Below are 26,210 nucleotides of genomic sequence, written 5' to 3'. Positions count from 1 at the left end.
CACACATCAAATCGATAAGTAATCAGCTCACAATTTGTATCCTCGGCCAGGAATCTCTCACAGATAGAACCGCTAATTTATTAGATATGATTCCGGAGTTCATCACCACCCTGCCCCCCGAAGCCAGGGCCGAGGCCGAGCGGGTATTCCATAGCTTTACGGCCCGGCGGAACAGCTATGTATGCTACCCGGAAGACGAGGCCAAAACCCTGTACTACGTGCTCGAGGGCTGGGTGCGCCTGTTCCAGCTTGGCCCCCAGGAGGAGGAGATCACCCTAACGGTGGTGGGGGCTGGTGATATTTTTGGGGAGAGCGCCCTGCTGCCGGGCGAGCGCTACGGCATGTTCGCCGAGCCCCTGGTGGACTGTGAGCTGCTCTCGGCCTCGAGGGAAGACCTGCTGCGCCTGAACAGCCGCTTCCCCGAGGCGCAGGCAGCCTTTGTCTTGCTGCTCTCGCGCCGCCTGCGCAAAACCGAGGAACGCCTGCGCGACCTGCGCTTCAAGGAGGTGCTCCCCCGGCTGGCCAAGGCTTTGCTCTCGGCCATGCGCAGGGGCCAGGAGGGCCTGGAGGTAACCCTATCGCACCAGGATCTGGCCCACCTGGCCGGCTCTACCCGCGAAACCATCACCAAGGTGCTGGGGGAGCTGGCGATGGATGACACCATCGAGCTGGGTTACCGCCGTATTCTGATACTCAAGCCCGATGCGCTGAAGCAGGTGGCCTCGGGATAATGGCGTTGTATACGGGGCAGGTAAAGCAAGTTACGCCATAGATGCCCATCTGAAGATAGAATCCCCTAGTCATGGCCGACCCTTTGCGTCAATTCTTGCCCTACGGCCTCGAGGATCTGCCCGCTTTGCTGCATACGCCTCGAGCAGCCCCACGCGAGGCGCTCAGCGCGGGGCTGGTGGCCTATCTCAAGCGGCTTGGCGCGCCTTCGGCCAGCCTCGAGGCCGCCAAGCGGCTGGCCCACCCCAACAGCCGGGCCATTGTGAGCGGACAGCAAGCCGGCCTGCTTACCGGGCCGGCCTATACCTTCTACAAAGCCCACGCAGCCATTAAGTTGGCGCGAACCCACAGCACCGATACGCCGGTGGTTCCAATATTCTGGGTGGCCTCACAGGATCATGATACCGACGAGATTCGCTCGGTTGAGCTGCTGGACTTCGAGGAGCGGGTGCACCGCTTGACGCTCGAGCTACCCGCGGCCCACCCCGCCGGGCGCATACCGTTTTCACCCTATTTTTCCCAGGTCTGCGAGTTGCTGCGGCGTTTTGGTGGCTATTCCGAGGTACGCGAGCGCATCTGTAAGGCCCTGGTGGGGCCCTGGAGTTACAGCGAGGTATTTGCCCGCTTGCTGCTGGAATTCCTGGGCCCCCTGGGGCTGGTGGTCTTCGACCCCATGGCCCCCGAGCTGGCCCCCCTGTTCGCACCTGCCCTCGAGCGTGAAATTGCCAATCCTCTGGCTTCCTCCGAGGCTATCAATCGCACCGCCCTGGCGATGAAGCAGGCCGGCCTCGAGCCGGCCCTGGGCCGCGGCGAGGGGGCCACCAACCTGTTTTTAGAAGGCCCCGACGGCGTTCGTCGGCTGCTGCGTTTCCGGGAAGGGCATTTTGAAGATGGCGAACGGCAGTACACCGAAGCCGACCTGCGGGCCATCCTGGCCCACGACCCTGCCCGGCTCACCCCAGCGGCTGGGCTCAGGCCAGTGTTGCAGGATACTGTGCTGCCCACCGCCGGTTTTGTGGTAGGGCCGGGTGAGCTTAGATATGTGGCCGAGTTAGGTGGTGTGTACGAGTTGCATGGGCTTAAACCACCCGCGGTGATTCGACGGATGGGGGTTGTGGTACTGGAGCCACCCATCGAACGCATCCTGCAAAAATACGGCCTCGAGGCCTGGGCGTTCCAGGCCGACCCCGAAGGGGCCTTCAAAGCCGCTCTGGCCCAGCAAGAGGCCAGGGTGCAGGCCATCCGAGGCCACCTGGCGCGCATTAATGCCGAGTTCGAACAGATTCAGCGCCTACTCAGTGAACCGACCCTGCAACGCCCCCGTCACAGGGCCCAGGTGCGCATTCAGCACGAACTAAAGCGCCTCGAGCGCAAAATCCTGGACAGCGCCCTGCGGCAGGATAATACCATCGGCGCTCAGTTTGCCCGTCTACAGCGCCACCTGGCGCCCGCAGGCCCCCAGGAACGGGTCTACCCTTTCCTGATGTACCTGCTCAAACACGGCGAGGTGGTGCTCGATCGCCTGACCAAACTTCCGGCCACCGGCCAGCATACCCTGCACCTAAGCTAAGTGCCCTGTCATACCGTTTCCGCTTGAATCCTTCACCGCCCTGCGCAGTCAGAGGTGAAGGATTCAAGCCGACCGAAGGGAGTAGAAAAGCATTTCGGTAGAATCGTTTAGGCTAGTCAAAGTAAATGATACTACCGAAATGCGTATCACTGATTTTTCCTCATTCTGGGGTGCTTAAACCGGCCGCTTGATAACGGAAAGGGCCTCGAGCAATTCCCCCTCCCCGAAGGGTTTGGGGAGGTGGCTGACCCTTGCGCTCCTGACCCACAGCCCACGCAGAGGCTGCTCGGTAATCAGCCAGATGGGCAAAAAGCGTCCGCTGGGCAAGGCCCGAAGGTAACGCACTTTGGCCGCCAGATCGGCCCCTTCCAGCAGCACTCCCTGCACCCGGTTGTGCTCCAGGATGCGCCCTGCGCTTTGGAGGTCAGGGGACAGCATGACCCGGTAGCGATGGCGCTCGAGGGTCACCAACAGCAACCGCCGGATCAGGTTGGAATCGGCCAAAACCAGTAGCAAGGGGTCTTGGGGGCGCACCTCGGCTTCCGTCAGAATCCCCCGGCTTTTGAGTTCGTAAAGCAGGTGGTAGACCTGCTCTTCGGGCAGGTCGCAGGCCAGGGCCACCGAGCGAGCCCGTTTGACCCCGTCGATGGCCTCGAGCACCGTCCAGGCATCGGGAGAGAGGGCGTGACGGGTGGGGTCACCAGAAAGTTGCAGCACCGTTTCGGGCTCTACCCTGCCCCGCATCCACTCATCGAGGCGGCGCAGGGCTTCCATCAGCATGGTGCTGGTATCGGCAGCACCGGGCAGCAGCACCTGTGAGGTGTCTGCAGGCGGGGTCTCGGCCACCAGCTCGCCCTCCTGCTGGGCCAGGATAGTCGCCAGACCCTCGAGGATCTGCGCCTGCAAAACCTCGTTCAGTTCCTCATCGGTGACCAGGCTCTGCTGCAAAGCCAGCAAGCCTAGGGGGGTTCCGGGGTTCTCCTGCTGCTGGTATTTGACCAGGGCCTGCACCTGCTCCAGGGTCAGATAGTCGAAACGCACCAGGTACTCGCCCAGGTGGGGGCCAGGCTGGGTCTGGATGTAGGCAATTTTACCCTCGCGGACGTGAATTCGGCCCTCCAGTTTGGGGCAGCTCAGGGTAATGATGGCGCTCTTGCGCCCCCCCTCGAGGGCTCGCAGCAGATCCCCGAGATCGATTTCGCCCAACCTAGCCCGAATCATATGAGTCTCGGCGTCTACTCCAGCAGGCGGCTCTGCTCGGGCAGCGGGTAGCCCAGGTGGGCGTAGGCCCGCTCGGTGGCCTGGCGGCCCCTGGGGGTGCGTTTGAGCAGGCCGAGTTGAATCAGGAAGGGTTCGTGGACTTCCTCGAGGGTCTCGGGGTCTTCGGAAAGGGCGGTGGCCAGGGTCTCGAGGCCCACCGGCCCCCCGGCAAAGCGCTCAATCACGGTCTGAATAATCTGGCGATCGCGCGCGTCCAGCCCTAAGGCGTCCAGGCCCAGGGCATCCAGGGCCTGCCGGGTGCGCTCCAGGCCCACCACCTGCTCACCGGCCACCTCGGCGAAGTCCCGCACCCGGCGGAACAGGCGCTTGGCAATGCGCATGGTGCCCCGGCTGCGACGCCCAATTTCCAGGGCGGCCTCGGGTTCGATGGCCAGGCCCATGAGCTGGGCATCACGCGTCACCCCCTGGGCCAGCTCGGCCTCGGTGTAAAACTCCAGGTGCTCGATAATCCCAAAGCGGCTGCGCAACGGCCCGGAGATGAGCCCTGGGCGGGTGGTAGCCCCAATCAGGGTAAAGCGGGGCAGGTCGAGCCGCAGGGTACGGGCCGCCGGGCCTGCGCCAATCACGATGTCGATCTTGAAATCTTCCAGCGCTGGGTAGAGGTGCTCCTCGGCGGCTTTGGACAGGCGGTGAATCTCGTCGATGAAGAGGATGTCGCCTTCCTCGAGGCTGTTGGTCAGGATGGCTGCCAGGTCGCCCGGCTTCTCGATGGCCGGGCCGCTGGTTACGCGGATGTTCACCCCCAGCTCGTAGGCCACCACGTGGGCCAGGGTGGTCTTGCCCAGCCCTGGTGGGCCAAACAAGAGCAGGTGATCGAGGGCCTCCCCCCGGTTTTTGGCGGCCTCGAGGTAGACCCGTAGCTTCTTTTTGAGCTTGGCCTGCCCCACGTAGTCGTCCAGACGCTTGGGCCGCAGGGTCAAATCCACTTCCACGCCTACCATCATACAGGTAGCCTACCCAAAGATTACGTTTTTTACGTAACCCTGGCTCACGCTGCGACTAGGGCGATACCCTACAATAACCCTGATGGTACGCTTTTCTGCCAGTGGGGTTCGCCTCGACCAGGCCCTGGCCTTCGAGGCCAATACCTCCCGTGCCAAGGCCCAGGAATGGATCGAGGCCGGCCTGGTGACGGTGGGGGGTAAGGTGGTGACCAAGCCTTCCTACAAGCTACGGGGCGAGACCGTCGAGGTGGAGCCCCCGCCACCCCAGCCAGCAAGCGTGGCTGCCGAGGACATCCCGCTGCACGTTCTGTACGAAGACCCCGACCTGATTGTGATCAACAAACCCGCCGGCATGATCACCCACCCGGCCCCAGGGGTATACTCCGGAACGCTGGTAAACGCCATTTTGGGGCGGTTCGGGCTGGATCTCTCGCTGGGCGAGCCCGAGGAGGAGGGCGGGTTGCGCCTGCAAGCCCAGAAGCCCGAGCTAATACGCCCTGGCATCGTGCACCGCCTCGACAAGGACACCAGCGGGGTGATTGTGGTAGCCCGCCACGAGGCCGCGCACCGCCGGCTTGCCGAGGCCTTCGCCGGGCGCAGCGTGTACAAGCGCTACATTGCCCTAACGGTGGGCATCCCGCGCGCGGGCGTCCTGTCGGCTCCCATCGGCCGCCACCCGGTCGACCGCACTCGCATGCACGTGGGGGGGGTGGCGGCCCGGCACGCCCAGACCGAGTTCGAGGTGCTGGCGGTAGCCGAACCGCACGCCCTGGTCTCGGCCATTCTGCACACCGGGCGCACCCACCAGATTCGCGTGCACCTCAAGCACCTGCACGCCCCCATCCTGGGCGACGAGGTCTACGGCAAGCCCTCCGAGCGGATAGCGCGCCAGGCCCTGCACGCTTATGAACTGCGCCTGCAACACCCGCGCACCGGCAAATACCTGCACTTTGTGGCCCCCATCCCCGCCGATATGGTGTGGGCCTGGGTGGGCCTGGGCGGGGCCTGGCCGGAAGACCTGCAAACCGAGAATCCCAGGGCCGAGGTTGTGGGGCCTTATCGCTAGAATCTACAAACCACCTACCCAAATCAGGCACTGCAGTTATGTTTAGAGCATGAACCGCCGTGCTTACCCATCGGACGTCCGTGATGAGGAATGGGCTCTGGTGCTGCCCTATTTGACCCTCGCCCCGCTGGAAGCACCCCAGCGCAAGTACGACCTGCGCGAAGTGTTCAACGCCCTGCGCTGGATGGTTCGAACCGGTGCTCAGTGGGACTACCTGCCCCACGACTTCCCACCCCCCCATATCGTTCAGGCGCAAGCCTACCGCTGGATGAACCGGGGGGGTCTTCGAAGACCTGGTACACGACCTGCGCATGACCCTGCGAATGCTCCAGGGCAAAGCCGCCCATCCCAGCGCTGCCATCTACGATGCTCGCACCCTACAGTCCACCCCGCAAAGTGGGGAGCGGGCCGGATACGATGGGTACAAACGACGCAAGGGAAGCAAAGTTCACCTGGCGGTAGATACCCTGGGGCATCTGCTGGCCCTGGTAGTAACGGCGGCCAGTGAACAGGAACGGGCCCAGGTGGAGCCCTCAGTCAACAGGTGCAGGAAGTGACGGGGGAGCAGGTGGAAGTGGCCTTTGTGGATCAGGGTTACACTGGGGAGGAAGCGGCACAAGCGGCAGAGGCGGAAGGCATCGCCCTGTGTGTGGTCAAGGTGGAAGGGGCCAAACGAGGATTCGTGCTGCTGCCGAAGCGTTGGGGTGGTGGAACGTTCGTTTGCCTGGACATCCCGGTTCGCAGGCTGGCGCGAGACTATGAGCGGCTGGCTGAGACCTTGCGAGGTTGGCACTGTTGGCTTTTTCGATTCTGATGACAGCGAAAACTGTGGAGCTTTTACGAACAGCTAGTTAGCAGGCTCTAAGAAGGCGCCTACTCACCGAGTATGGCAAAGGGTGTGCGCTGAAGGCTTTCCGGCCTTATCCAGCGGGGGGCTGGCTGAGGCTGTCGAAGCCGACCCTATGGGATATTATCGGCAACGAATGCAGGTTTCAAGAAACCAGCCTCCTGGGGGTTGCTTATTGTAAAACTCTCCTGTTTTCGGGCGGCTACATACGCATCCCAGCAGTATCATTCACTTTGGCAGGGCTAAACTGCCGGAATGCACTCCTACTTCCTTCGGTCGGCTTGAACCCCTCACCTTTTATTACACCCAAATGTATTGGGTTCAAGCGAAACCGGCCTCAAATGCTTGATTTGTAGGCACTGATTGAGAATACTGGGGTCAGCCCAAAGCCCAGGAGGTATGCGATGAATGTAGTTTTTCTTTCCCCCCATTTCCCCCCCAACTTCTGGCCATTTTGCGTGCGTTTGCGCGAAGCTGGGCACAACGTGCTGGGGCTGGCCGATGCCGAATACGACGCGCTACGGCCAGAGCTAAAGCAGGCCCTGACGGAGTATTACAGAGTTTCCGATATGCACAACTACGACGAGCTGTTGCGGGCGCTGGGCTACTTCACCCACCGCTACGGCAAGATCGACCGGCTCGACTCCATGAGCGAGTACTGGCTCGAGACCGAGGCCCGGCTGCGCGAAGACTTTAACATCTTCGGCCTGCGCCCCCAGGACATGGACCGCGTGAAGCGCAAGTCGGTTATGAAGCAGTATTTTCAGCAGGCCGGGCTCAGGGTGGCGCGAGGCCGGGTCTGCCGCACCGCGGTGGAGGCCCAGGATTTTGTAGAGGAGGTGGGCTACCCGGTGGTGGCCAAACCCGATATCGGGGTGGGCGCGGCCAAAACCTACAAGATCACCAACGACGCCGAGCTCATGGACTACATCGCCACTAAGCCCCCGGTGGACTACATCATGGAGGAGTTCATCCCCGGCAAAATCATCACCTACGACGGCCTGACCGACATCCAGGGCAACGTGGTCTTCGATAGTTCGCTCGAGTACTCCAAAGGCGTGATGGAAGTGGTTAACCAGGACACCGATATCTATTACTACATGGTGCGGGAAATCCCCGAAGACCTGCGGGAAGCCGGGCGCCGGGTGGTGCAGGCCTTCAACGTGCGCGAGCGCTTCTTTCACTTCGAGTTCTTCCGCCTGGAAGACGGCGGTCTGGTGGCGCTCGAGGTTAACATGCGCCCACCGGGGGGCCTCTCGATTGACATGTTCAACTACGCCAACGACATGGACATATTCAAGGAATGGGTCAACGTGCTCACCCATGGCCGGGTAAGCCAGCAGGCCCAGCGCCCTTACTTCTGCACCTACGTGGGCCGCAAGGATCACATACACTACAAGCGCCCGCACGAACAGGTGCTGGCCGAGTTTGGCCCCCTCATCGCCCACCACGAGCGCATAAGCGGCATTTTTGCCGGGGCCATCGGGAATTACGGCTACATCCTGCGCCACCCCGACCTGCCAACCCTGCTTCAGGCGGCCCAGGCCATCCAGGAACGGGCCTAGAGGGGGTGCTGCGTGTACACCGAGTATCACAAATGGTATAGCCCGGCCCTGGGGCAGGAGATGGAGCTCAAGCTGTACGGCCACTACGGCCAGCCGGTGATGGTATTTCCGGCCCAGAACGGGCGCTGGTACGATTGGGAAGGCCACGCCGGCATGGCCCAGGCCCTGGCCCCCATGATCGAGGCGGGGCGGGTCAAGTTTTTTTGCGTGGACGGCATTGACTGGCAGAGCTGGACCAACCAGAGCATCCCCCCTGCCGCGCGGGCCCGCCGCCACAACGACTACGACGCCTACATCATGCAGGAGGTGGTGCCCTTTGTGCAGAAAAACACCGGCCTGCCCACCCTATGGGTCACGGGGTGCAGCATGGGGGCCTTCCACGCGGCCAACTTCTTCTTCAAATACCCCGAGGTCTTCGATGGCCTGATTGCCCTGTCGGGACTGTACCAGGTGGGGGGCTTCGTGGGGAACGAGGGCGGTATGGATGCCTACTTCAACTCACCGCTGTGGTACCTGCGCAACCTGACCGACGAGGCCAAGCTAAACGCCTACCGGCGCAACAAGATTGTGTTTGCGGTGGGCCAGGGGCGCTGGGAGGAAGAGTGCATCCGCGACACCCGCGAGATGCAGGAACTGCTCCACCAGAAGGGCGTATACGCTACCTTCGACTACTGGGGCCACGACGTAGACCACGACTGGCCCTGGTGGCAGAAAATGCTGCCGTATGAGCTCGAGCGCTTAGGGGTTTGACTCCGGCTTGTGGGCCGGTGGGGTTTTCTCCACCGACTCGAGCCTGTGATTGGCCTGGTAGTGCCCGGCCAGCTCGTCTATGTAGGTGTCTTCGCAGGGCTTTACACCCGAGAGGTAGGCTGCGCGGCCCAGGGCGTGGGCGGCTACCGGCGCGGTCAGGACAATAAAGGCCAGGGCCGAAAGCGCACGGGCCGCCACCGAGAGCTCCTGATAAAACACCGCCACCGCTACCAGAATCAGGCCCACCCCCAGGGTACCGGCCTTGGAGGTGGCGTGCATGCGGTTGTACAAATCGGGCATCCGCACCACCCCGATGGCCGCAATTAACAGAAAAAACACCCCACCCAGCACCAGGATATACACCAGCCATTCAAGCATCTCAGTCCCCCTTGTGACCCCGGTACTCGATGTAACGGGCCAGCCCTAGCGTAGCTAAAAAGGCAAACAGAGCCAGCGCAATGGCCACATCCAAGAAAGCAGTCTGGCCGCTCACCAGGGCATACAGTGCAGCCAGCGCCACCGAGACCGTGGTGATCAGGTCGAGGCCCACCACCCGGTCGGGCAGGGTTGGCCCCTTCACCAGGCGGTACAGCGCAAAGGGCAGGGTTAGCAGCAGGGCCAGCAGCATGACCTCCAGAAAACTCATCGGGTCACCTCCAGTACGGCTTTTTCCAGGCTTTCGTGGGTAGACTCGATCACCTTTTGTGGGTCGTCCACAAACATCCCGTGCACATAGAGCACCTTACGGTCGGAGGAGACGTCCAGGCTTAGGGTGCCCGGTGTGAGGGTGATCAGGTTGGCCAGCAGAGTGATCTCGAGATCACTCCTGACCTCCAGCGGGTAGGCGATAATGCCGGGTTTGATGGGCATCCGGGGCGAGAGCACCGCCTGGGCCACCCGCAGGCTCGAGAGCACGATCTCCCACAGCATCAGGAGCACGAAGCGGGGCAGCTTCCAGGCCAGGGTGAAGTAGCGCCTCGAGGGGGCATCGAAAAGCGGGCGGGCCAGCAGCAAAATCAGGAAGCAGATGACAAAGCCCACCAGAAAGTTCTCGAGGGTAAAGGCTTCGGTCACGGCCATCCAGAAGATGGTCAGCACCACGTTGTACACAAAGGCCCTCATCGGCTCACCCCCAGCACCGCCTGGATATACCCGGATGGCTCGAGCAGCTCCCGCGCGGCGGCCTGCGAGAGGCTCAAGAGCGGCTCGGCCCAGAGCCCAATCCCCAGCGTCAGAACTGCTAGCAGGCCCACCGGCAGCGCCAGCCCGCCCAGGCCCCCGGGGGCCGCCCTGACTTCCCCTGGAGCCTTCTTCCAAAACACCTCGGCGAAGACCAGCCCCATCGAGAGCAGCGTCAGCAGGCCCACCAGCAGGGCCACCGCCACAATTCCGTACTGTCCGGCCTGCAACCCGGCTGCCACCAGCGTGTATTTGGCCCAGAAGCCCGAAAAAGGCGGCAGTCCGGCCAGCGAGAAGGCCGGCAGCAAAAACAGGATCGCCAGCCAGGGATAAGGCCCGTACAGCCCGCCCATCCGCACCAGCACCGTGGTGCCCTGCAAGCGCTGTAAGAGGCCCGCCAGCAAAAAGAGCGCGGCAATCACAATCATGTGGTTGAGGGCATAAAACACCGAGCCGGCCAGGGCCAGCGGGGTCAGGATGCCCAGGCCCATCAGCATGTAGCCGATGTGGCTCACCAACTGGAACGACAACAGCCGCCTGAGTTCCCCCTGGGCCAGCGCCATCAGCACCCCCAGGAGTAAGGTAAAACCGGCAATCCAGAGGATCAGGCTATGGGTAAACCCGGTGTCGTGGGTAAAGAGCAGGGTGAAGACCCGGATCAGGGCGTACACCCCCACCTTGGTCAGAAGCCCGGCAAAGAGGGCCGAGATCATGGCGGGAGGGGCCGGATAGGAGGCCGGCAGCCAGAAGAAGAAAGGAAAAACCGCGGCCTTAAGCCCAAACGCCACCAGAAACAGCATGGACAAAGCCGTGAGCAGCCCCGGATGAACCTTTTCCACCCGGAGGGCCAGGTCGGCCATGTTCAGGGCTCCGGTCGCCCCGTACAGCAGGCCCACCGCCACCAGGAAGAGGATCGAGGACAGCAGCGAGACTGCGAAGTACTTGACCCCGCCCGCGAGCTGGGCCTTGCTGCCCCCCAGAATCATCAGCACAAAGGAGGCCAGCAAAAGCACCTCGAACCAGACGTACAGGTTGAACAGGTCGCCGGTCAGGAAGGCCCCGTTCACCCCAAACAGCAACAGATGGCCCAGGGCGTAGTAGCCCAGACCCTCGCGCGCCTGGTCGTTTTCGGCCAGGGCAAAAAGGGCCACCGCCACCGCTACCACCCCAGTGACCAGCACCATCAGGGCCGAGAGGTGGTCGGCCACAAAGGTGATGCCAAAGGGGGCCGGCCAGTTGCCTATCTGCACGGCCTGAATGCCCAGGCGCTGAACCTGGGCCAGCAGGGCCAGGCCCGCGGCCAGCAGGCCCAGGGCCCCCGCCAGGCCCAGCACCCGCTGGGCGGTGCGGCCCGGCAGCACCAGGCACAGGATGCCGGTGGTGAGCGGAATCAGCAGGGGCAGCACCAGCAGCCAGCTCATCGGCGCACCCCCTCTGCGGGCACCTCGTCCACCGGCGAGGGGGCCGGGGCCGGTTCGGGCACCTCGAGGATGGCCTCGGCGTTCAGGGTGCCCAGGGCCTGCTGGGCCCGGTAGAAGAGCACGATGCCAAACGCCGCCAGGGCAAAGCCAATCACGATGGCGGTGAGGATCAGGGCCTGGGGCAGGGGGTTGGCGTAGGGCTCCAGCACTGCGCCGCCGGGCTGCACCAGGGGCGGGAACTGGCTGCCCAGACGGCCTGCGGTAAAGATCAGCAGGTTGGCGGCGTTGCCCAGCACCAGAAAACCAATCAGAAACTGAATCAGGTGGGGCCGGAGCATCAGATAAACCCCTACCGCGGCCAGGCCCCCCACCAAAAACGAGAGCAGGATTTCCATCAGGCGCCCTCCGAAGGATGGTGCGCGGCCTCCTCGAGCCCAAAAATAGCCGAGAGCAGCGCCCCGAACACGGTCAGGTAGACCCCGATGTCGAAGATGACCGGGGTGCCCACCTTCACGCCCAGCAGGCTGAACCACTGCCCGGTCATGAAGGGCTGGCCCAAAAGCAAGGCCGGCAGGGCGCTCAGAAGGGCTACCAGCAGGCCCCACCCCACCAGGCGCAAGGGGGCGAGGGGCAGGAGTTTACGGGCCGCGGCCAGCCCATGCGCCAGGGCAAACAGCGCGTAGGCCCCCACCGCCACCAGGGCCCCGATAAAGCCCCCGCCCGGCTCGTTGTGGCCGCGCAGGAGCAAAAAGACCGAGAGCAGAAGCAGAAGGGTGAAGAGGAACCTCGAGGTCGTCTTGAGAATCAGGGTGTTCATGGCCGCTCCTCCCGCTGCCGGCGTTTCAAAAGAGCCCAGACCCCCAGCCCGGCCAGCCCCACCACGGTAATCTCGCCGAAGGTGTCCAGGCCGCGGAAATCTACCAGAATCACGTTCACGATGTTGCGCCCGAAGCCTTCAGGCAGGCTTTTCTGGGCGAAAAACTGGCTCAGGTGCAGTTCCATGGGTTGGGCCAGCATTCCCAGCATCAAGAGGGTCACCAGCCCACCAAAGCCCAGGGCCACCGCTTTATCCAACCACCGCCCACTGGGCACCGACCCGATGTCGCGAATCTGCAGCAGCACCAGGGCGATCAGGATGGCGGTCAGGGTTTCGACCAGGAACTGGGTAATCGAGAGGTCGGGGGCGTTCTGCAGCAAAAAGACCAGGGCCACCCCCGCCCCTACAATACCCAGCACCACCACCATCGCCAGGTGCGAGCGCAGCCGCAGCGCCCCGATAGCCCCCAGGAGCATCAGGGCCAGCAGCAGCACCTGCTCGAGTTTGGGGCTCGAGGCCCCCGCCGGCCAGAGCAGCACGCCGCTGCGAAAGAGGGCCAGCCCCACCAGCCCCACCAGCCCCCCAAACGTCCAGACCAGGTAAGCCCGCAGCGAACCGCTCTGCAACAGGCGCTCGACCCCTGCCGCCAGCCGCATCAGCCCGCGCAGGAGGGCCACATAGGTGTTTTCCGGGCCAGGGATGGGTTCCTGCGCCATCCAGGCCTGCAAGCGCGGGTAGAGGAAGTAAAGCCCCACCCCCAGCAGCACCGTCAGGAGGCTCAGGAGCAAGGCCAGATTAAAGCCGGGCCAGAGCTTCAGGTGGTAGGCCACGGCCTTCCCCTTGACCGCGCTGGCCACCACATCGGCCAGGGGGTTATAGAGCCCCGGAAACAGGCCCAGCAAGAGCCCCAACCCCGCCAGCACCAGGGGCCCCAGCCACAGGCTGGGCGGCCCCTCGTGTACCGCCTGGGGCGGCTGGCCCCGGAAGAAAGGCACCACCAGCAGCAGCGCCAGCATGGCCCCAGCGGCAAAGCCCAGCACCGCCAGCCCCACCATCCAGGCCGGGGCCGCCTGCAGCGCGGCCACATAGAGCACTTCCTTGCCGATAAAGCCCAGCACCGGCGGCAGCCCGGCCAGCGAAAGCGCGGCCAGCACCACCGCCACCCCGGTGAGGGGCATCACCCGGAAAAGGCCCCCAAGCTGGGTGATGTCGCGGGTGCCGGCCTCGTGATCCACCGCGCCCGCCGCCATAAAGAGCCCACCCTTGTAGAGCGAGTGGGCCAGCAGAAAGGTAGCAAAGCCCATCGCCGCGTAGTAGTCGGTGAGGGGCACCAGCCCGATCAGGAAGACCAGCGCCCCCAGCGCGGCCACCGTGGAGTAGGCCAGCAGGCGCTTGAGGTCGGTGTGGCGGAAGGTGAGGGTGGCCCCGGTGAGCAGGGTAGCCAGCCCAAAGACCATCAGGGCACTGCTCCAGACCTCGGTGCCGCCCAGGGCCGGCTGCAGCCGGGCCAGCAGGTAGACCCCGGCCTTGACCATGGTGGCCGAGTGCAGGTAGGCCGAGACCGGGGTGGGGGCTTCCATGGCGTTGGGCAGCCAGAAGTGAAAGGGAAACTGCGCCGACTTGGTAAAGGCTCCCAGAAGCACCAGGATGAGGGCGGGCAGATAGAGCGGATGCTCGCGCAGTACCTGGCCCTGGCCCAGCAGCTCGGAAATCTCCAGCGAGCCGCCCATGAGGGCCAACAGAATCAGCCCGGCCAGCAGGGCCAGCCCCCCACCCGCCGTTACCAGCAAAGCCTGGGTGGCGGCCCGGCGCGACCTGAACTCGCTATGGTTGAAGCCAATCAGCAGGTACGAGGTGATGCTGGTCAGCTCCCACATCACAAACAGGGTCACGATGTTGTCGGCCAGTACCAGCCCCAGCATGGAGGCCATGAAGAGCAGGATGACCAGGTAGAACCGGCCCAGGTCGGGGTGGCCCTTTAGGTAGCCGCCCGAGTAGATCACAATAAAGGCGCCGATGCCGGTGATGAGCAGGGCGAACAGGAGCGAAAGCCCATCCAGGTAGAAGGAAAAATTGACCCCCAGGCTGGGCACCCAGGCCAGGCTGTGCCGGAGGGTCTGGCCTTCCACCACGCTCGGCAGCAGGCTGGCAAAGTAGACTGCAAGACCCAGCGGCAGCAGGGCCAGCACCCAGCCCGCCGCGTTGCCCAGCCAGCGGTGGAGCCAGGGTGCGGTAAGAGCTCCTAGAAAAGCGACGATGCTAGCGACCACCATAGACTGCTCCGGTATAAAACCCCCCACACCATAACAAAGGGTAGAGACCTTTGACAGTCTCCACCATAAGTGCTGCCCGCAGGCAGCTCTGGTTTTCCAGGGCGCATTATACCGGCTCGGGCCGGGTTGTCGACCCCCCAACCACGCCGGTCAGATCCGAGCCTGGGCTACACCGGGGCCCGCCCCAGCATCCGGTGGATGGCCCGGCCCAGGCGCTGGAGGCCTTCCTCAATCTGTTCGTGCGAGGCGCTCGAGTACGAAAGCCGCAGGGTGTTCTGGCCGCTGCCATCGGCAAAGAAGGGCTGCCCTGGCACAAAGGCCGTTTTCTCCTCCACGGCTTCTTTGAGAAGCTCGAGGCTATCCAGCCCGGCGGGGGCGGTGAGCCAGAAGAACATCCCCCCTTTAGGCACAATCCAGCCGATGTCCTCGGGCATGTATTTTTGCAGGGCCTGCAACATCCAGTGGCAGCGGGTCTGGTAGGTCTGGCGGATTCGGTCAATCTGCGCCCCGTACCAGGCCCCATCCCGCACCAGTTCGTAAACCAGCATCTGGTTCAGGGTGGGCGAGTGGAGGTCGGCGCCCTGCTTGGCAAAGGTGATTTTTTGAACCAGCGGCCGGGGCCCCACCACCCAGGCCACCCGCAGGCCGGGGGCCAGGGTCTTGGAGGTGGTGCTGAGATAGATCACGTTGCCTCCGCCCAGCGCGTGGTCGAGGGCGTAGAGGGTGGGCAGGGGCTGGCCGTCGAAGTACAGCTCGGCGTAGGCGTCGTCTTCCAGGATGGGGGTCTGGTACTTGCGGGCCAGCTCGACGATGGCCCTGCGCCGCTCCAGGCCCATCAGCCGGCCCGAGGGGTTCTGGAAGGTGGGCAGCACGTACATGAACTTGACGGGGCGGGCTTTAAGGGCGGCCTCGAGCGCCCCCAGCTCCAGCCCCTCGTCATCCATGGAAACCGAGACATACTCGGGCTCGTAGGGGTTGAAAGCGCTCAGCGCACCCAGGTAGGTGGGGGCCTCCACCAGCACCCTCGAGCCGGGGTCAATCAGCACCTTGCCGATGAGGTCGAGGCCCTGCTGCGAGCCCGAGACAATCTGCACATTCTCGGGGGTGGCGCCGGGCACGCGGCTGGCGATCCACTCCCGCAGGGGCAGGTAGCCCTCGGTGGTGCTGTACTGCAAAGCCTGGGCCCCCTGCTCGCGCAGGATGCGCTGGGTGGCCTCGCCGATGCGCTCTATGGGGAACAGGTCGGCCGCCGGCAGCCCCCCCGCAAAGCTGATGAAACCCGGCTGGGTGGTGAGCTTCAGAATTTCGCGGATGGTCGAGGCCTGGATGCGCCGTGTTCGGGCCGCAAAGCGGGGTTCAAAGTTGGCTTCTAGGTTTTTCACCCTTCCAGTCTACCCCGCGTATATGACGTTTTGTATAGCTCGTGCCGCAAAGACGTTAGAAAAAGTCGCGATAATCTGGAAGCACCCTGTCATACGCATTTCGGTAGCATCGTTCACTTTGACAAGCCTAAACGATACTACCGAAATGCTTTTCTACTCCCTTCGGTCGGCTTGAATCCTTCACCTCTGACTGCGGCGGGCGGTGAAGGATTCAAGCGGAAACGGTATCAGCGGTGGAACTCCGGTTCAAACAGCCGGGCGTACTCGTCTAAAGCAAAGCGATCGGTCATGCCGGCGATGTAGTCGCAGGCGGCGCGGTGGATGCCCTCGGTCTCGGCGGCTTTCTGCACATGGGGGGGCAGGATGCGGGGATCCTGGGTGTAGGCCTCGAAGAGCTTTTCCAGCACGAAGCGCGACTTGCCCACCTGTCGCACCACGTAGTAGTGGTGGTACAGGTTGGCGTACAGGAAGTCGCGCAGTTCGTCCAGTTGCCGGGTGAGGGTCTCGGAGTAAACCGCCAGGGGGGCTGGGTGCTGGCGGACGGCCTCGAGGCTATCTATCCGGTGCTGCTCGAGCAGGGCATGGGTGGCGGTGATGGTGTCGGTGATGATCAGGCCTAAGAGCTCACGGATGAAAATCCGGCGGCTCATCTCGTCGAAGCGGTCGGGGTGCATACCCAGTTCCCCCAGCAAGTCCCGCAGAAGCTCGACCTCCCCAAGCTGGCCGGGCACCAGGAGTCCCGAGCGCAGGCCGTCGTCGAGGTCGTGGGCGTTGTAGGCGATCTCGTCGGCCAGGTTCACGATCTGGGCCTCGAGGCTGGGGCGCAGGTGGGGCTCGTAGCCCTCGGCGTCGGGCAGGTCGTAGCGGGTCTCGTGCTTGACGATGCCCTCGCGGGTCTCCCAGCACAGGTTCAGGCCGCGAAAGCCGGGGTAGCGCTGCTCGAGGTAGGTCACGATGCGCATGGACTGCTTGTTGTGGTCGAAGCCGCCGTGCCCCTGCATCAGCCCGTCCAGCACCGCCTCGCCCGAGTGCCCGAAGGGCGGATGCCCGAGGTCGTGGGCAAAGGCGATGGTCTCGGTGAGTTCGGGGTTCAGCCCCAGGGCGCGGGCGATGGAGCGGGCCACCTGGGCCACCTCGAGGGTGTGGGTCAGGCGGGTGCGGTAGTAGTCCCCCTCGAAGTTCACAAACACCTGGGTTTTGTACTGCAAGCGCCGGAAGGCAGTGGTGTGGTTGACGCGGTCGCGGTCTTTCTGGAAGGGGGTGCGGTAGCGCGACTCGGGCTCGGGGTATTCGCGGCCCCGGCTCTGGCCCGACTTAACCGCATAGGGGGCAAGGTTCTGGGCCTCGAGGGCCTCGAGGCGGCTGCGTTCGAACAACATGGGCTCAGTCTACGCCGGCCCTTGCAGGCTTGACAAACCGTTCGTGCCATAGGGTAGACAGCAGCCCGCGCTTTTCGAAAAAACAGGGCCAGGCGCTTCGCGAACGGTCTTTTAAACGCCAACCTCTTTCACTCCTGCTAAGCTGTGAGTCCGGTCAAAGGGGTGGCTCTGCTGTACGCTTGTTTAGCGTTTGGTTCATATATCACTCTATGTGAGATGGTATGCAGCAATAATCTCTAGCTGGCATGAACCACGACAGGATCGAAGCTTTGCTCGAACGGATTGCCCTTGCGCTGGAACAAATGGTTGCGCAGACCAGTCAACATCGCACCGCTAACGTTTCTTACCCCCAAAGTCACAGCGACACAGAAAAAACCAGCCTGGAGCCATCGAGCCGCAACTCCAACGCCTCATCCCTTTCAATCCTGGAGCCTTTCCTTAACGCTCGAGGAATCCAAATCAAAGTTCGCCCTCCTGAAGATGCGGCCGACCAGGTCATTGATAGCTTGTCGTTGTTTCTGGGAGAGCGCTACGAGGCCCTCGCGGGGCTTCTTAGCAAGATTAAGCGGGCCATGCAGACAGGGGCGCAGATCACCGAAAGCCTCAAAGATCGCCCGCAGCAGGATATCAGTTCCGCCTGCCAATTCTGCACACGGCTTTACGAGGTGGCCTTCCTCGAGCAGTATCAATACTTCCGTTCGCCCACGTACCTAATTAAGGCAAAAACCACCACCTTGCCAAAGGCCCAGCGCTTTTTCGGTGGGCAGTGGCTCGAGCGCTTTATTTTGCAGAAGGTTAAGGCTGTTTATGCCCAGGTTAGCTCAGAGGTTAGTGGGAAGCTAGCATTTGAGTATCTTATCAATCCCCAGATCATCCTACCCAACGGCGACGATTTCGAACTCGACATCCTGGCCGCCATGGGATCGTCTATCTACTGGATTGAGGCCAAATCCGGTGACTACCAGCAGCATGTAGCCAAGTATTCCAAGTTTGCACGTCTTCTGGGACTCGATCCCGATCATTCCTTCATGGTGCTAGCAGATGTGCCGGATGATCGCTGCGAGGCACTCTCAGCGCTATTTTCGATGACCGTTTGCACCCTGCGATCGTTCGAGGAAAGGCTGCTGGCCATCGTGCGAAGCGATACAGCGCAGCAAAGCGCTCTAGCAGATAGGTTTTCATCTGTCAGCGAGCACTAGCTTTAGCGTGGAGAAGCTATAGGCCACGTTGGCTTGTTTGTGCTCAGAAATTGGTAGGTTCGAGGCGCTCAATCAACCGGTTTGCCAAGCCCTCATGCAATTTGGGGTGGCTCGAGGTATCACGGTCTGGATGATGCGCGTTCTATTCTGCTGCCTAATTGCCCTGCTGGCCCTGTCGGCCTGTGCGCCCAGCGTTACCGAGGTGCGGCGCTTCGATTTGATTGTGCAGAACCAGTGCACCGGCCCCAACCAGACCGTGTTTTTTTACATCAACGGAGAGTTTATCGGAACCGTGCGGGGCTCGAGGCTCTTTCCCAGCCTGCGCGAGGGCCGCTACGAGCTCCGGGCCGAGGGCACCCAGCCCGGCCAGCCCGGATTTCTGCGCTTTAGCCGCTCGCTGGTGCTCAACAAAGACACCGTCTGGACGCTGTGTCCGTAGTGCCGGTTCATACGCATCTCGGTAGTATCGTTCAATTTGACAAGCCTAAACGACACTACCGAAATGCTTTTCTACTCCCTTCGGTCGGCTTGAATCCTTCACCTCTGACTGCGGCGGGCGGTGAAGGATTCAAGCGGAAACCGTATCAGTCCTGGCCCTGCAAGCCCGTTATGAGCTTGTCCAGGTCGGTGGGGGTGGTGTAGTGGGCGATGGAGGCCCGGATGGCTCCCTGGGGCCACAGGCCCAGGGCCTGCATGGGCATCGTGGCGTAGTAGTGCCCGGCCGCTACCCCCACGCCCAGCCGGGCCAGGCGTTCGGCCACGGCCATGGGTGGCTGGCCCTGCAGGTTGAAGCAAAAAGTGCCTACCCGGCCCTGGGGTGTGGGTAGCCCGTAAAGCTCGAGGCCGGGAATGCCCTGGAGCCGCTCGAGGGCTTCGGCTACCAGGGGTTGTTCGATGGCCTCGATCTGCTTATAGGCCGCCTGCAAGCCCGCGCGCCCCGGCTGGCCGCCCCCCAGCTCGCTTCTCAGGTAGTCCAGGGTGCCCAGCCATCCGGCCATGCACTCGTGGTTGTTGGTGCCCGGCTCAAACTTGAGCAGGCTGTCGTCCGGGATGAACCACAGCTTGTCGGTGGGGAGCTGTGCGATAAGCGCCTCGCGCACGTACAGGAAGGCCAGGTGGGGGCCAAACACCTTATAGGCCGAGAAAAAGGCCATGTCCACCCCGGTGGCCTCTACGTCGGGCAGGTGGTGGGGGCTGTAATGCACCATGTCGGTGATGCACCAGGCCCCCACCGCGTGGGCAATTTCGGCGGCAGCAGCCACATCGGGGGTGGTGCCCAGCGAGTTGGCCGCCGAGGTAATGGCAACCAGGCGGGTTCGGGGCGAGACCAGGGCCCGGAGGTCGGCGGGCTCGAGCCGGCCCCCTTCGTCCCAGCGGGCTTTCCACACCCTGACCTGCACCCCTTTTTCTTCCAGGTTGCGCCAGGGTGAGGCGTTGGCCTCGTGCTCGAGCTCGGAAATCACCACCTCGTCGCCCTCGCCCCATAGCCGGGCAAAGGCCCTCGAGAGGATAAAGGTAAGGGCGGTGGCACTCGGCCCAATTGCCACCTCGCTGGGTTTGCAGTTGAAAAAGGCCGCGGTTGCTTCGCGCGTGCGCTCGCGCACCTGCGTAGCGGCCTGTGAGCCGGGGTAGGGCATGCCCACGTTGCAGCTCGAGGCCGCCAGAAACTGCGAGATGCCCTCGATGCACTGCCTGGGAACCTGGGCGCTGGCGGCGTTGTCTAGAAAGCTGAAGCCGTTAGACAGCGCGGGAAACTGAGCTTGAATCGGCATACCCGATTGTATGCCAGCTAGCCCACCACTTCCAGCCGGGCATAGCGCAGGGCTAGCCTGCGCACCCCATCGGCAAAGGCCACCGTAGCCACACCATCCTCCAAGCCGACCACCAGCCCCGTACCAAACTGGAAATGCCGCACCTTTTGCCCCAGTGATAGCCCGGACGGCTTTTCGGGGGCTTTGGGCTCGAGCAGGAAGCGCTCGAGGTCGGCAAACTCGCCCGCAACCCCCTCCCCCGGCTCCACATCGAAGGCTTCCCAAAGGCCCCTGGCTTCCAGCGTGAGGCCCAGCGCCTCGAGCCAGCCCGTCTGCTCGGCGCGGGCGAACAGGCGCAGCACCTTGGCGGCGATGGGCTGGGCCTGCTCGGCGTTCCACCAGCTATGCAAGAAGCGCTCGAGGCCCAGCTTGTGGGCGCCCTGGGCCAGGGCCAGGGTCTGGGCGGTGGAGAGTTCCTCGGCCCTCATGCCTAGGGCCTCCCCCACCTGCCCCACGGCCCCCAGCACCTGCTGGTACTCGGCCTCCTGCAGGAAAGACGAGAGTGGAAGACTGGACAGGGCATAAAGAAAGGTATGCTGCGAGCTGCGGGTCAGGGCCACATAGAACAGGCGACGCTCCTCCTCGAGGTTCTCCGAACCGCTGTAGGGCAGGGTGCCTGCGTTGCAGTCGGGGATGAAGACCAGCGGCCACTCCAGCCCCTTGGCCCGGAAGATGGTCATCAGGCTCAGGCGTTCGCGGGTCTCCGGCGCGGGCTCGTCGCCCAGGTGCTCCTGGGCCAGCCGCTCGAGGTGCTGCAAGAGCTCGGGCACGCTGCCCTTATCGCGGGCGTACTCGAGGAAGGCCCGAACCCCCTCGGCCCTGCCCGCCCCCACCTCGTAGAAGCCCGAGGAACGCAGCAGATGACGGCAATAGTCCAGGCGGGCCTCGAGGGCCACCAGCACCGCGTGGGCCGGGCCCTGCGCTATAGCCCCACCCAGCCACTCGAACAGCTCAGCCATCTCGCGCAACCGCCGGGCCACCCGCTCCTCGGCCCCGGCCTCCTCGGCCCGCAGCGCCTCCACCAGCGGGGCTCCCCGCTCCACCCGCCGCCAAACGGCATCGGCCAGGGCCCGGCTCAGGTAGCGCTTGGGAGTGTTGTAGACCTGCAGCCAGAGGCGCTTGGTGGGGTTCAGGGCCAGTTGCAGGTAGGCCAGCAGCACCTGAATCTCCGGGCGCTGGTAGAAGGGCGTGCTGCCCACCACCCGGTAGGGAATCTGCCGCTCGATCAGGCACTGCTCGATGTAGGGGGTCTGGGCGTAAAGCCGCACCAGCACCGCCATCTCGCCAAGCTTGCGGCCCTGGGCCAGCAGGCCCGCGATATCGCTTACCAGGCTCTGGGCCTGGGCGGGCGTGTGGGGTTCTTGGCGAAGGTGCACCTGGCCCTGGAAGCCCTTGGTCAGGCTCAGGCGCTTGGGTTCGCGCTGCTGGTTGTGGGCGATCACCCGCCCGGCCAGCACCACCTGCGGCGCGGGGCAGCGGAAGGAGTCGCGGATGAGGTATTTTTGGGCCCCATAGCGCCGGGCGAACTCGAGGATGAAGCGCGGGCTGGCCCCCCGCCACTCGTAGATGGTCTGGTCGTCGTCGCCCACCGCCATGTAGTTACGATGGGGCTGGGTGATCAGGTCGAGCATCTCCGACTGGGCCAGGTTTACGTCCTGAAACTCGTCCACCAGCACCGCCTGAAAGGCTTTTTGCACGGTCTGCAGGATCTCGGGATGGCGCACCAGCACCTCCCAGCCGGTCATGAGCATGTCGTCGAAGGTGAGCAGGCCCTCCTCGAGCCGCACCTGCTCCATCAGTTTGTACAGCTCCAGGTACCACTCGAGTTCCTCGGGCGCCTGGGCCTGCGAAGCCACCCGCAGGGCCGCTGGGGGCAGCCCGGCCCCTTTCAGGTCGGCATACTGCAGGTTGCCCTTGCAGGCCCCCACGTAGCTCAGAAAGTCTTCGGCCTCGAGGTTATCCAGCTCGGAGACCCACTCGAGCTTCAACTCGCGGGCCCGTCGCAGGGTGCGCTGCAACAGGGCCTGTTCGGAGGCCTCGTCACGGGCCTCGGCCAGCTTCAAAAGCCCCTCCGAGGCCGCCTTGCGCACGATGCGGTAGCCCAGGGCGTGCAGGGTGGAGACCTGGATGGCCTGGGTGTGGGGCCAGCGCGCAAGCGCCCGCTTGAGATCGTCCACCGCCATGCGGCTAAAGGAGGTAGCCAGAATCTTGCGGGGCTCGAAGACCCGCTCCCGCACCAGGCGCTCGAGGCGGTGCACCAGTGCGGTGGTCTTGCCGGCCCCGGCCACCGCAAACACCAGCGCCGGCCCCTCGTTGTGGGCTACGATGGCCTGCTGTTCGTCGGTTAGGCGCAGCGACACGGCTTGAACAGTCTACCCAGCATCAAGCAAACCGGTACAGCTTCCCCGCCAGCGTCGCCACGTAAAGCGCCCCCCGGTAGGGCAGCGGGGGCACCTGGATGGGGCCCAGGCCGGTAGCTTCGAAGAGCAGCCGTCCGCTTTTGGTGTCCACCCCCAGCACCCGGCCTTCCTCGGTGCCCAGGTACAGCACCCCATGGGCCAGGGAGGGCGCCGCAGTGACCTTGCCCACCTCGAGCGCCCACACCTCGTCGCCGGTTTTCTGGTCGAGGGCGTGGAGCTTCCCGGCCCAGCTCGCCGCATACAGGTGGCGTTCGTCCAGGGCCGGGGCCCCCCAGAGTTCGCCCTCGAGGTCGAAGCTCCACTGCACCTCGCGGGTCAGGGGGTCGAAGGCGTGAATCTCGCCCGCCCAGGTGGGGATAAAAAGCAGGCCGCCTCGAGCCGGCATGGCGGTGTGCACGGCCCCGGCTTCCACCTTGTAGCGCAGGTGCCCGCTCTGGGGGTCGAGGGCAAAAAGCCAGCCGCCCTCGCTGGCCACGAACAAAAGCCCCCGGTACAGGGTGGGCGAGGCCGAAAGCTCGCTCCCGGCCTGGAAGCCCCAGCGCAGGGTGCCGCTGGCGTCCAGGGCGTATAAAAAGCCGTCGCGCCCGGCCAGGTAGATGAGGTCGCCCACCAGCGGGGCCGCGGTAATCTCGGCGCGGGTGGGGAAGCTCAGGATGGGCCTCCCGGAAAGGGACATGGCGGTCAGGCGGCCGTCCCAGGCCGCCACATAGACCCGCTCGTCGGTCACCACCGGCGGGGCCGAGACCTCGTCACCCAGGCGCTGGCGGTAGACCGAGCCGTCGGTTAGGTCGAGCCGGGCGATGCCCTGCCCGGCCCCCACCCACAGGTTGCCCTCGCGGGCCACCAGCTCACCGGGCCAGGCCACCTCGCCCGAGAGGTCGTGGATGCCGCGCAGCTCGAGCTTCTCGGGCCGCGCGGGGCCGGTGGGGTAGTGCCCGCTGCGGCTGGCCCCCGCCCGCGGGGTGGCCGAGAGGCTTTCGCGGTAGCGGCGCAGGGTTTCCTCCAGCACCGCGTGGGCTGTGGCCGCGCTGGCCGGGCGCTCGCCGGGGGTTTTTTGCAAAAGCGACTGAATCAGCTCGGAGACCTCGAGGGGAATGGCCGGGTTCAGGCTGTGGGGGGGCCTGGGCGGCTCGTAGACGTGCTGGTAGAGCACCGACTGGTCGTTTTCCCCCTTCAAACAGGGGCTTGCCGGTGAAGGTGCGGTAGAGCACCGCGCCAAAACTGTAGAGGTCGGCCTGGGGGGTGAGGGCCAGACCCTTGGCCTGCTCGGGGGCCATGTACTCCGGGGTGCCCACGGTGATGCCGGTGCGGGTGAAGTGGCGGCTCTCCTGCATCAGGTAGGCCAGGCCAAAGTCCATCACCTTGGGCTGGCCCTCGGGCGTGACCAGGATGTTGCGGGGGGTGAGGTCGCGGTGGATCACGCCCCGCTGGTGCAGGTGCTCCAGGGCCTCGAGCACCCGCGCCGAGGCGGTCAGGAGGCGCAGGCCCTCCACCCCGTCCTCAAAAGGGCCCAGCCGGTCGTAGCTGCCGCCCTCCACCAGCTCCATCACAAAATAGGTGCGGCCCTCCTCCTCGCCCAGATCGAAGACCTGCACCACACCGGGGTGGGAGAGCTTGGAGAGGGCCTTCACCTCACGGAAAAAACGGCTGCGCTCGCTGGGGGGCAGGTAGGTGTGCAGAATCTTGACCGCCACCAGGCGGTCCATGCGCTCGTCGGCGGCGCGCCAGACCTCGGCCATCCCCCCTTCGCCCAGGGGGGCCAGCAGCCGGTAGCGCCCCGCCAGCTTCACCTTATCCGTGGTACTCATGGGCCACGCCCTCATTATGAATCATACGCACTTCGGTCGGCTTGAATCCTTCACCTTATGACCACGCATGGCGGTGAAGGATTCAAGCGGAAACGGTATCAGGCAGCGTTTTTCCGATAGCTTGCCGCCAAAGCTGGGTTAGCCCAGCCGGTCGCCCACCCGCAGGCGGGCTCCCCTCGCCCAGTCGGCGGCGGGCATGGGCTTCTTCCCCTCGGGCTGCACCTCTTTCAGCAGGAGGCTTCCCTGCGCGGCGGCTACCTGTAGCCCATCGGCGATGTGCAGAACCGTGCCTGGTTCCGCACGATTTGTAGACCGTTCCGGCACATCCCTCGACATCTGCAGAACCTTTACCCGCCTACCCTGGTGCTCGAACCAGCTTCCCGGCCAGGGCTGCACCCCCCGGTGGCGGTTGTAGATTTCACTGGCGGTACGCTCCCAGACGATTTTTCCGTCGTCTTTTTGCAGCATCGGGGCGTGGGTGCCTAAGGCGGGCTGGGGCTGGGGTTGCAGGTGCTCGAGGTCGGCCAGGGCCTCCAATAACAGCTCGATCCCTTTGTCGCGCAGGCGGTTGGAAAGCTCCACGGCTGTTTCGTCGGGGCCCACCGGGGTGCGCCAGCGGGCCACCACCGGGCCGGTGTCCATGCCCACGTCGGTCTGCATGATGCAGACGGCGGTCTCGGTCTCGCCGTGGATGAGTGTCCACTGCACCGGGGCCGGGCCGCGGTACTTGGGCAGGTCGGAGGGGTGCAGGTTCAGGAAGCCGAACCGGGGGATTTCCAGCAGCTCGGCGGGCAGAATTTTGCCGTAGGCCGCCGTGATCGCCACTTCCGGGCCAATCTCCCGGAAAAGCTCTGTGAACTCGAGGTTCTTGCGCAGTCTGGCGGGCTTCTCGACCCGCAGGCCCCGGGCCTCGGCCCAGGCGGCCACCGGGCAGGGCGTGAGCTTGAGGCCCCGGCCCGCCGGTTTATCGGGCTGGGTCACCACCAGCACCACCTGGTGCTGCTGGTAGAGGGCCTCGAGCACCGGCACCGCCCAGGCTGGCGAACCGAAAAAGGCCACCCTGCGGCGTCGGCTGGGGTGGGTTGAGATGGTCTCGTTCGTCATGGCTTGGCTTCTCGCAAAAAGGCTTTGGCCTGGCGCTGGAACTCGGCCAGGTCTTCGCGGTGCTCCTCAAGGAACTTCTGCCGGTCGGCGAAGGACATGCGCTGGAAGAAAAGGATACCGTCGAGGTGGTCAATCTCGTGCTGCATGACCACCGCCAGGTAACCCTCGGCCTCGAGCACCTTCTTCTGGCCGTGCTCGTCCTGGTACTCGACCCGCACCTGCAGGTCGCGCTGGGCCCCCTCGGCGTACAGGCCCGGCAGCGAAAGGCAGCCCTCGAGGATGGACTGCTGGCCCGCGCGGTAGGTGATGACGGGGTTCACCATCACATATAGTTGCTTGACGCGGGTCTTGAGGTCGGCCTCGGGGCCTTCTTCTTCGTCATCGTCCAGGTACTCAGCGGCCACAAACAGCCGCTGGCTCACACCCACCTGTGGGGCGGCCAGCCCCACCCCCCGGGCCTCGAACATGGTCTCGAGCATGTTATCGGCCAGTTGGGGTATACCGCTAAAGTCCTGCACCGGCAGGGCTTTTTTCTTCAAGACAGGATCGCCGTACAGGCGGATGGGAAGAATCTCGGCCATATCTTTGTTGATTGTACCGGTAGGCAGACGCGGTTATACGCATTTCGGTAGTATCGTTACTTTGACAAGCCTAAACGATACTAC

At 64.1% G+C, this 26,210-nt stretch carries 22 protein-coding genes and 2 pseudogenes; 8 read left to right on the top strand and 16 right to left on the bottom strand.

Annotated elements, in window-relative coordinates; all coding sequences use genetic code 11:
* Nucleotides 1–86 precede the first annotated feature (86 nt).
* A complete protein-coding gene (locus tag Q0X18_RS03755) occupies nucleotides 87–731 on the top strand; it encodes a Crp/Fnr family transcriptional regulator (RefSeq protein ID WP_297558748.1) in 645 nt (214 codons plus the stop codon).
* A gap of 71 nt (nucleotides 732–802) precedes the next feature.
* Nucleotides 803–2,299, top strand: coding sequence for a bacillithiol biosynthesis cysteine-adding enzyme BshC (gene bshC / locus Q0X18_RS03750; protein ID WP_297558746.1), 1,497 nt, complete (start codon nucleotides 803–805; stop codon nucleotides 2,297–2,299).
* A 174-nt stretch (nucleotides 2,300–2,473) separates the two neighbouring features.
* Here the strand turns inward: bshC and Q0X18_RS03745 are convergent, their stop codons facing one another.
* The gene (locus Q0X18_RS03745) at nucleotides 2,474–3,520 is read right to left on the bottom strand and encodes a response regulator (RefSeq protein ID WP_297558743.1); all 1,047 of its coding nucleotides are present in this window, start codon (nucleotides 3,518–3,520) and stop codon (nucleotides 2,474–2,476) included.
* Nucleotides 3,521–3,534: 14 nt separating this feature from the next.
* Nucleotides 3,535–4,524 (bottom strand): Holliday junction branch migration DNA helicase RuvB, encoded by a 990-nt coding sequence (gene ruvB, locus Q0X18_RS03740; RefSeq protein ID WP_297558741.1) that lies wholly within the window; start codon nucleotides 4,522–4,524, stop codon nucleotides 3,535–3,537.
* A gap of 82 nt (nucleotides 4,525–4,606) precedes the next feature.
* Between ruvB and Q0X18_RS03735 the strand changes: the two genes are divergently transcribed.
* The 4 genes and pseudogenes from Q0X18_RS03735 (at nucleotide 4,607) to Q0X18_RS03720 (ending at nucleotide 8,752) form a co-directional block, all read left to right on the top strand.
* Nucleotides 4,607–5,590 (top strand): RluA family pseudouridine synthase, encoded by a 984-nt coding sequence (locus Q0X18_RS03735; protein ID WP_297558738.1) that lies wholly within the window; start codon nucleotides 4,607–4,609, stop codon nucleotides 5,588–5,590.
* A gap of 49 nt (nucleotides 5,591–5,639) precedes the next feature.
* A pseudogene (locus tag Q0X18_RS03730) lies at nucleotides 5,640–6,404 on the top strand (IS5 family transposase).
* Nucleotides 6,405–6,841: 437 nt separating this feature from the next.
* Nucleotides 6,842–8,002: an acetyl-CoA carboxylase biotin carboxylase subunit family protein gene (locus tag Q0X18_RS03725; protein ID WP_297558736.1), complete on the top strand. Its 1,161-nt coding sequence runs from the start codon at nucleotides 6,842–6,844 to the stop codon at nucleotides 8,000–8,002.
* 12 nt (nucleotides 8,003–8,014) lie between these two features.
* The gene (locus Q0X18_RS03720; protein ID WP_013013160.1) at nucleotides 8,015–8,752 is read left to right on the top strand and encodes an esterase family protein; all 738 of its coding nucleotides are present in this window, start codon (nucleotides 8,015–8,017) and stop codon (nucleotides 8,750–8,752) included.
* Here Q0X18_RS03720 and mnhG read toward each other — a convergent pair.
* The 9 genes from mnhG to Q0X18_RS03675 all read right to left on the bottom strand — a co-directional run bounded on the left by mnhG (nucleotide 8,741) and on the right by Q0X18_RS03675 (nucleotide 17,203).
* Complete coding sequence (gene mnhG, locus Q0X18_RS03715) at nucleotides 8,741–9,130, bottom strand: monovalent cation/H(+) antiporter subunit G (protein WP_297558732.1); 390 nt, start codon at nucleotides 9,128–9,130, stop codon at nucleotides 8,741–8,743. The two genes, Q0X18_RS03720 and mnhG, sit on opposite strands and share 12 nt — an antisense overlap.
* A 1-nt stretch (nucleotide 9,131) precedes the next feature.
* Nucleotides 9,132–9,398 carry a monovalent cation/H+ antiporter complex subunit F gene (locus Q0X18_RS03710; protein WP_297558729.1) on the bottom strand — a complete coding sequence of 89 codons (267 nt, stop codon included), beginning with the start codon at nucleotides 9,396–9,398 and terminating at the stop codon, nucleotides 9,132–9,134.
* Nucleotides 9,395–9,874 (bottom strand): Na+/H+ antiporter subunit E, encoded by a 480-nt coding sequence (locus tag Q0X18_RS03705; protein WP_297558727.1) that lies wholly within the window; start codon nucleotides 9,872–9,874, stop codon nucleotides 9,395–9,397. The genes Q0X18_RS03710 and Q0X18_RS03705 overlap by 4 nt, the downstream gene beginning before the upstream one ends.
* On the bottom strand, nucleotides 9,871–11,352 hold the full coding sequence (locus Q0X18_RS03700; RefSeq protein WP_297558725.1) for a Na+/H+ antiporter subunit D: 1,482 nt from the start codon (nucleotides 11,350–11,352) through the stop codon (nucleotides 9,871–9,873). Before Q0X18_RS03700 ends, Q0X18_RS03705 begins: the two co-directional genes overlap by 4 nt.
* Nucleotides 11,349–11,747 (bottom strand): sodium:proton antiporter, encoded by a 399-nt coding sequence (locus Q0X18_RS03695; protein WP_297558722.1) that lies wholly within the window; start codon nucleotides 11,745–11,747, stop codon nucleotides 11,349–11,351. Before Q0X18_RS03695 ends, Q0X18_RS03700 begins: the two co-directional genes overlap by 4 nt.
* Nucleotides 11,747–12,169: a Na+/H+ antiporter subunit B gene (locus Q0X18_RS03690; protein WP_297558720.1), complete on the bottom strand. Its 423-nt coding sequence runs from the start codon at nucleotides 12,167–12,169 to the stop codon at nucleotides 11,747–11,749. The genes Q0X18_RS03695 and Q0X18_RS03690 overlap by 1 nt, the downstream gene beginning before the upstream one ends.
* Nucleotides 12,166–14,442 carry a putative monovalent cation/H+ antiporter subunit A gene (locus Q0X18_RS03685; protein WP_297558718.1) on the bottom strand — a complete coding sequence of 759 codons (2,277 nt, stop codon included), beginning with the start codon at nucleotides 14,440–14,442 and terminating at the stop codon, nucleotides 12,166–12,168. Before Q0X18_RS03685 ends, Q0X18_RS03690 begins: the two co-directional genes overlap by 4 nt.
* A gap of 167 nt (nucleotides 14,443–14,609) precedes the next feature.
* The gene (locus tag Q0X18_RS03680) at nucleotides 14,610–15,824 is read right to left on the bottom strand and encodes a PLP-dependent aminotransferase family protein (protein ID WP_297558716.1); all 1,215 of its coding nucleotides are present in this window, start codon (nucleotides 15,822–15,824) and stop codon (nucleotides 14,610–14,612) included.
* A gap of 227 nt (nucleotides 15,825–16,051) precedes the next feature.
* Nucleotides 16,052–17,203: a deoxyguanosinetriphosphate triphosphohydrolase gene (locus Q0X18_RS03675; RefSeq protein WP_297558714.1), complete on the bottom strand. Its 1,152-nt coding sequence runs from the start codon at nucleotides 17,201–17,203 to the stop codon at nucleotides 16,052–16,054.
* A 245-nt stretch (nucleotides 17,204–17,448) separates the two neighbouring features.
* Between Q0X18_RS03675 and Q0X18_RS03670 the strand changes: the two genes are divergently transcribed.
* Together Q0X18_RS03670 and Q0X18_RS03665 are read left to right on the top strand one after the other, a co-directional pair.
* The gene (locus Q0X18_RS03670; protein ID WP_297558711.1) at nucleotides 17,449–18,402 is read left to right on the top strand and encodes a hypothetical protein; all 954 of its coding nucleotides are present in this window, start codon (nucleotides 17,449–17,451) and stop codon (nucleotides 18,400–18,402) included.
* Between the two features lie 130 nt (nucleotides 18,403–18,532).
* Nucleotides 18,533–18,841 carry a hypothetical protein gene (locus Q0X18_RS03665; RefSeq protein ID WP_297558708.1) on the top strand — a complete coding sequence of 103 codons (309 nt, stop codon included), beginning with the start codon at nucleotides 18,533–18,535 and terminating at the stop codon, nucleotides 18,839–18,841.
* A 145-nt stretch (nucleotides 18,842–18,986) separates the two neighbouring features.
* Here Q0X18_RS03665 and Q0X18_RS03660 read toward each other — a convergent pair whose 3' ends face one another.
* From Q0X18_RS03660 to def, 5 genes and pseudogenes are all read right to left on the bottom strand, one after another.
* The gene (locus tag Q0X18_RS03660; RefSeq protein ID WP_297558706.1) at nucleotides 18,987–20,174 is read right to left on the bottom strand and encodes a cysteine desulfurase-like protein; all 1,188 of its coding nucleotides are present in this window, start codon (nucleotides 20,172–20,174) and stop codon (nucleotides 18,987–18,989) included.
* Nucleotides 20,175–20,191: 17 nt separating this feature from the next.
* On the bottom strand, nucleotides 20,192–22,573 hold the full coding sequence (locus tag Q0X18_RS03655) for an ATP-dependent helicase (RefSeq protein WP_297558703.1): 2,382 nt from the start codon (nucleotides 22,571–22,573) through the stop codon (nucleotides 20,192–20,194).
* Nucleotides 22,574–22,595: 22 nt separating this feature from the next.
* Nucleotides 22,596–24,441, bottom strand: a pseudogene (locus Q0X18_RS03650) (PQQ-binding-like beta-propeller repeat protein).
* Between the two features lie 138 nt (nucleotides 24,442–24,579).
* Nucleotides 24,580–25,545, bottom strand: a complete 966-nt coding sequence (gene fmt, locus Q0X18_RS03645; RefSeq protein ID WP_297558700.1) for a methionyl-tRNA formyltransferase — start codon at nucleotides 25,543–25,545, stop codon at nucleotides 24,580–24,582.
* Nucleotides 25,542–26,126, bottom strand: coding sequence for a peptide deformylase (def, locus tag Q0X18_RS03640; RefSeq protein ID WP_297558697.1), 585 nt, complete (start codon nucleotides 26,124–26,126; stop codon nucleotides 25,542–25,544). The genes fmt and def overlap by 4 nt, the downstream gene beginning before the upstream one ends.
* Nucleotides 26,127–26,210: the final 84 nt, after the last annotated feature.

The organism is Meiothermus sp., assembly GCF_026004075.1.
Classification (GTDB): Bacteria; Deinococcota; Deinococci; order Deinococcales; family Thermaceae; genus Meiothermus.
Note: the sequence above shows the minus strand (reverse complement) of the source record. Positions and strands in the feature narration are given on the sequence as shown.